General features: G+C 62.4%; 1 protein-coding gene and 2 pseudogenes. 2 read left to right on the forward strand and 1 reads right to left on the reverse strand.

Features of this window, described 5'->3' with window-relative positions; translation table 11 throughout:
* Positions 1 to 937: 937 nt before the first annotated feature.
* On the reverse strand, positions 938 to 1477 hold the full coding sequence (locus tag AZG88_RS27385; protein WP_025432442.1) for a MarR family winged helix-turn-helix transcriptional regulator: 540 nt from the start codon (positions 1475 to 1477) through the stop codon (positions 938 to 940).
* A gap of 682 nt (positions 1478 to 2159) precedes the next feature.
* Between AZG88_RS27385 and AZG88_RS27390 the strand changes: the two are divergent.
* Positions 2160 to 3354 (forward strand): annotated as a pseudogene (locus tag AZG88_RS27390) (acetyl-CoA C-acetyltransferase).
* 7 nt (positions 3355 to 3361) lie between these two features.
* Positions 3362 to 3447, forward strand: a pseudogene (locus AZG88_RS50610) (3-hydroxyacyl-CoA dehydrogenase); the annotation flags it as partial.

Consider the following 3447-nt stretch of genomic DNA (forward strand, 5'->3'; position numbering starts at 1 on the left):
CTCATGAAGGGCACCTTTCAGTCAGGAGAAGTAATCCGAGGGTTCGCGAGGCCAACAGCCAGATCTCGCTACGCGGTGTGGCCTGCCTCACCGAATAGTAGATAGATTTCTTTCATGAGTCAATTGTTTGTCGCAAATTCTATTCATCAGTGAATAGATGCATGCGCATCTACCTGCCGTTCTTTCGCAGGTTCGCCTGCGTGGAGGTGCCGGAGGTGATCACTCATCCGAGTTGGTCGTCAGGCCGAATGCCGACGGCGAGCTGGAGAACGCGTCGCAATCACGGCGCCGGGTGCATGCACCGATCGAAGCGGCGGGATCCGCGGAAGAGGTCTCGGGACAGCGCACACTCGTGGCCGCGGCAAGGAAGCCACAAGGAAGTTCCACACCCGCGTCATGAAATGTCGGGGCCGGGGCCGTTTGTGCGGAGCGAGGGTGCAGCCCCTGAGGTGAAGTCGGCAGGGCGCCAGCGGCACGACCAGCAGTTCAGCAGTTCAGAGCCGGGTGCCGGCGTGCAGCGGCGACCACGAGGCCATAGACGCCGACGGGCGTGCCGGCGGCACCGGGACTGGCGGTCCGGGCGGCGCCGCCGGTCTACGAGAGCACCACTGCAAGACCCAATTTCGAGGCCAAGATGATCATCAACGAACCGCAATGACAATCTAGTTACGCTTCGTGACCATCCGTGGCTACGCCCAGCGCAAGAATAAGCGCGTTACCCAAGGACAGAAGTTCAGACTGCTGCAGGGAGTACGTCACCGACGCGCAATGGCCGTCGCACTCGACTCGTCCACCCGTCACGAAAACCGAGACCACGCAGGCCACGCGTTGCGCACATCAATTTCGACAACTCACGGCCACGCATGTTCGAGGGCCTTCACCTCTATGGATCGGCAATTCACAAACTGCCGAACGGTCGGCGTCGGACTTCTCGGTCTCAGCTGGCCACGCCAGGGTCCTCGAAGTGGGCGAGGAGGAGTTTGAGGAGCCTGCGAAGCTCGGTGCCATCGTCTTCGCTCACAAACGCAAGGAGTTGTGCCTCGCGACCCAAGATGTCGGAGGCGACCTCGTCGATGAGCTGGACTCCCTTTTTGGTCAATTGCACGTCGACTCGACGACGGTCTTGGGGGTGAAAGCTCCGTTTGAGCAGACCACTGCGCTCGAGCTTGTCCAGGCGGTTCGAGATACCAGCCGGGGTTATCAGCGCGGCCTCGGTGAGTTGCCCGGCCGTCATCCGATACGGCTTGCCGGAGCGCCGCAGCATCGCCAAGAGGTCGAGCGTCGCAGGATCGGTTCCTAGCTCCACCAGGCGTTGACTGCGTTCGCGCTCCAGGTATCGCGCAATTCGCCAGATCCTCGAAACGATACCCACTGAACTGACGTCGATATCCGGCCGTTCACGTACCCATGCCTGCTCGATGCGATCGACGCCATCATCTCCGTCCACGTCCCGAATCGATGGTGCTTCGACGCCCATCCCACACCCCATGTCACTTGAATTGACCAGCTCGGGATTATTCACTGCTAAGTAGTTTTGCTTGAAAGTTTACACGTGCCCCCGGGACTGGCAAGATTGCAAACGCGGTCCGACCAGATGTCAACACATTTCGGCAGTATTGGGCGTTGATCACGCCCGATTCGAGCCACCGGTGCGCCTCGAGCATCGCGGGCGGCCTCCAGCGACAGGCAGGCTGCAGTGTCGGTATCGAATCGCGGCACACGCGGCGTACCTTCACCTCAATGTGGGGCCGCTCGACATGACGCCTCGAGTGACCGAATGTCGGGCATCCTGCCGCGGAAATGCGCGGTCTGCGTTCGCCGCGCTCGACTATTGTATGGTCGATTCTCGGTGGCAGTTGCCGTCGTTGCGAATTCTCAGCGCCGACGTTCTCTACCCCTGACAAGCCACTGCTGTCCGATCCGCGCCGATTCCGGTAAAGAACTACTCTGTGGCACTGTGCTTTACGTGGGCGTGCCACAGGATCGAACTCGGTGGTTCATGGTGTGAAGGACTTGCTTCCGTGGCGTGTCTAGTTCACGATCTTCCCGTCGTTGCGCGCCGTCTGTCGAGGGGCGCCTTCACCACACACGCCTGAATTCCGTCTAGCGTTTCACCCGCACCCCTGTGGAGTGGCGCGGTGGACAAGTTAGGACAGCTGATGACTACTTCGGTGATCGTTGCCGGTGGCCGGACCCCTATGGGTCGGTTTATGGGGGCTTTTGCGGGATCTGTCGGGCGCCGACCTCGGTGGCGTCGCAATTCGGGGAGCCCTGGACAAATCCGGAGTCCTCGCCGCGCTGGTCGAGTACGTGATCATGGGTCAAGTGCTCACAGCAGGCGCCGGGCAGATTCCCGCCAGGCAGGCGGCGGTCGCGGCCGGCATCCCGATGGACGTGCCGGCGCTGACCGTCAACAAGGTCTGCCTGTCGGGCATCGACGCGATTGCGTTGGCCGATCAGTTGATCCGTGCTGGGGAGTTCGAGGTGATCGTCGCGGGTGGCCAAGAGTCCATGTCGCAGGTTCCGCATCTGCTGGAACGATCGCGCGTGGGCTTCAAGTACGGCGACGTGACGATCCGCGATTCCTTGGCATTCGACGGTCTGTACGACATCTTCACAGATCAGCCGATGGGAAATCTGGCCGAGATGAAGAACGGGAAGGTCGATCACCGAATCTCGCGGTCCGAGCAGGACGCGTTCGCGGCGGCGTCGCATCAGAATGCGGCGCGGGCGTGGAAAGACGGGCAGTTCGACGACGAAGTGGTGACGGTAATGGTTCCGCAGCGGCGCGGAGGGAATGTGGAGTTCGCTCAGGACGAGGGGATTCGCGCGGATACCACCGTGGAGTCGCTGGCGAAGCTGCGGCCGGCGTTCGGTGTGGACGGGACAATCACGGCCGGGTCCGCGTCACAGATTTCCGATGGTGCGGCCGCGGTCGTGGTGATGAGTAAGGCCAAGGCGCAGGAGCTTCGGCTGGCATGGATCGCCGAAATCGGGGCACACGGCGTCGTTGCAGGTCCCGATTCGACCTTGCAGTCACAGCCCGCACGGGCGATCACCAGGGCGTGCGCCAGGGAGGGCATCTCTCCGGAAGATTTGGACCTGGTGGAGATCAACGAGGCCTTCGCGGCGGTGGGAATCGCCTCGATGCGCGAGCTCGCGTTGGATCCGGCGCGCGTCAACGTCAATGGCGGAGCAATTGCGCTGGGCCATCCGCTGGGCATGTCCGGGGCGCGGATCACCCTGCATCTGGCTTTGGAGTTACAGCGCCGCGGCGGTGGTGTCGGGGCTGCTGCCCTGTGTGGCGGAGGCGGGCAGGGCGACGCCCTGATTATCCGCGTTCCGAAGAAGTAGAGACATGGGCCAGATCGGCCAGATCGCGTACTCCGCGTCCAAGGGCGGCGTGCACGGCATGACCGTCCCGGCGGCCCGCGACCTCGCGCAGTT

Origin of the sequence: Rhodococcus sp. LB1 (assembly GCF_001583455.1) — a bacterium.
GTDB lineage: Bacteria > Actinomycetota > Actinomycetes > Mycobacteriales > Mycobacteriaceae > Rhodococcus_F > Rhodococcus_F opacus.